The organism is Shewanella sp. POL2, assembly GCF_000282755.1.
In the GTDB taxonomy this organism is placed as follows: domain Bacteria; phylum Pseudomonadota; class Gammaproteobacteria; order Enterobacterales; family Shewanellaceae; genus Shewanella; species Shewanella xiamenensis.
Map to the genome: position 1 here is coordinate 1 of NZ_AKZL01000176.1, position 2,354 is coordinate 2,354.

Sequence of the window (2,354 nt, forward strand, 5' to 3'; positions counted from 1 at the left end):
AACCACGACCATGACAGGGCAAAAGGCTTTAGGGTGTCCGAGAAAGGCATTACCTTAGTCACCCGCGATATGTTAGGGCTGCCGGTGGGCTACGAGTAAGGCTAACCCATTAATTAGCTTGAATATTAACCCTGTTGGAGTATGAAGTTAGGTGAAACGCATATTAATGGTCGCGGCGGAAAATGGGGCGCTGAAAGGGGCGAAAGTGGGCGGCATGGCGGATGTGATCCGTGACTTGCCCCAAGCGCTGGCGGGGGTTGAGATCCAAGCTGATGTCATTATGCCCAGCTACGGATTTTTAACAGGCTTTGACGCCAAACTTATCCATGAGTTTGAGGTGAGTTTTGCCGGGCGACAGGAGCCGATTAAGTTGTATTGGCTGGCGCACCCCAAGGTGCAGGGCGCCAATATTTACTTGCTCGAGCATGGGCTGTGGCAATCGAGCCCCGGGCAGATTTATAGCCAAGGCACAAGTGATCGCCCCTTTGCCGATGATGCGACTAAGTTTGCGCTGTTGTGTGCAAGCGTAGCCAAGGCCTTAGTGGCAGGGCTTGTGCCTATGCCTGAGCTTTTACATCTGCATGACTGGCACACTGGATGTTTAGCCATGCTGCGAGCGCTGGCGCCTGAGTATCAAGCGTTAAAAAGCATAGCATGTGTGTTTTCGATTCATAACCTTGCGCTGCAGGGCATTAGGCCGCTGAGCCATGATTCGTCAAGCTTTGCGGCTTGGTTTCCTCACTTATTTGCCCATTTGGATGAGGGCCAACGCGCCCAGATTATCGACCCCCGATATCCCCATTGCATTAATCCGATGCGGATGGGGATTAGGCTGGCGGACAAGGTGCATTTAGTCTCACCCACCTACGCCAAGGAAGTGTTGCTTCCCTCTCGTCCAGAGTTGGGCTTTTTTGGTGGAGAAGGGCTTGAGGCCGATTTACAACACAAATCCGATCAGGGGCGAGTGCTAGGCATTTTAAACGGTTGCGAATACCCAGAGGCTTTAGCGCAAACCTCCCTAGAACGTATGGGATTAACTGAGTTTAGGGCGCTACTGAATTGCATTGAGTCGGCTTTAGTGCAGTGGCAGGGCGGGCGCAGTCAGGTGAGTGGCGTCGATATGATTGCCTTTACGCGGCTGCAAGCCCTGTGGCGCCAAGCCTCTGTGGGGGAGTTCCCGAACTTTCTGTTGACGTCTGTTGGTCGGCTTACCGATCAAAAAGTATTGATCCTGCGCCATATTTTACCATCTGGCTTATCGGTATTAGAGACATTACTGCAACAGTTGCAGCTGACGCAGCCCAAGGCGCTATTTGTGCTGCTTGGCAGCGGCGACCCAGAGATAGGGCTGTTTTTTCAAACCCTTGCGGCTAAGTATGCCCATTTTGTATTTCTGCAGGGATACCATGAGGAGCTCTCCCAGTGTCTTTATCAAGTGGGTGATTTGTTCCTCATGCCGAGTTCTTTTGAGCCCTGTGGTATTAGCCAAATGCTCGCCATGCGTAGCGGTCAGCCTTGTTTAGTGCATGGCGTGGGCGGATTAAGGGATACGGTCGAGGACAATGTCGATGGTTTTGTGTTTTATGGCGAAGATATCAAAAGCCAGGGCGAGGCTATGCTGGCAAAGCTGGCTGAAGCACTCGATAAATTTAATACGCGTGATTGGACGCAATTAAAACGCAAGGCGAAAGCGCGGCGCTTTGATTGGCATAGCATCGCCCTTGATTACAAGAAACAACTTTACAACATTTTGTGAATTACCCCATGTAATTAGATCATGATTTGTAAGCAATTCTGCTACACTTTTGGGGGAGAGTTTTCGTAAGATAGACCATTTCCTCATTTTTGGAGTTGCTTCCACATCCATGGATAAAAGCATTTTCTTACCCTTAGTACAAAATGCAGCGTTACTGCTCGCCTTAGTGTTTTTGTACGATGCGATTCCTAAAAAGCATCAGCGGCAGTATTTTTTACTATGGCGGCTGGGGATTGGCTTATTTATCGGTGGCATTGGTGTCGCGATTATGAGCACCCCATGGATGTACGAACCCGGTATTATCTTCGATACCCGCTCTGTACTCTTGTGTGTTTCGGGCCTGTTTTTTGGTGGCTTACCGACGGTGATTGCCGTTGTTATCACTTCGCTGTACCGACTCAGTATTGGCGGTGTCGCCATGTGGGTTGGCGTTGGCGTAATTATCAGTTCCGGTCTTATCGGTGTGATATGGCGGCATTATCGTAAGTCCTATCTTGCCAATATTTCGGGTAAAGAAGTCTTTGGTTTTGCTTTTTTAGTGCATTTAGTGATGTTGTCATGGTTTTTTCTGCTGCCTAACCAGCTTGCATTGCCCGTA

General features: G+C 49.7%; 2 protein-coding genes. Both read left to right on the forward strand.

Features of this window, described 5'->3' with window-relative positions; translation table 11 throughout:
• Positions 1 to 166 precede the first annotated feature (166 nt).
• Positions 167 to 1,756, forward strand: a complete 1,590-nt coding sequence (locus SHEWPOL2_RS21855; protein ID WP_037431717.1) for a glycogen/starch synthase — start codon at positions 167 to 169, stop codon at positions 1,754 to 1,756.
• Positions 1,757 to 1,865: 109 nt separating this feature from the next.
• Positions 1,866 to 2,354, forward strand: a 489-nt coding sequence (locus SHEWPOL2_RS21860) for a LytS/YhcK type 5TM receptor domain-containing protein (protein ID WP_037431718.1), incomplete at its 3' end; no start/stop codon positions are given.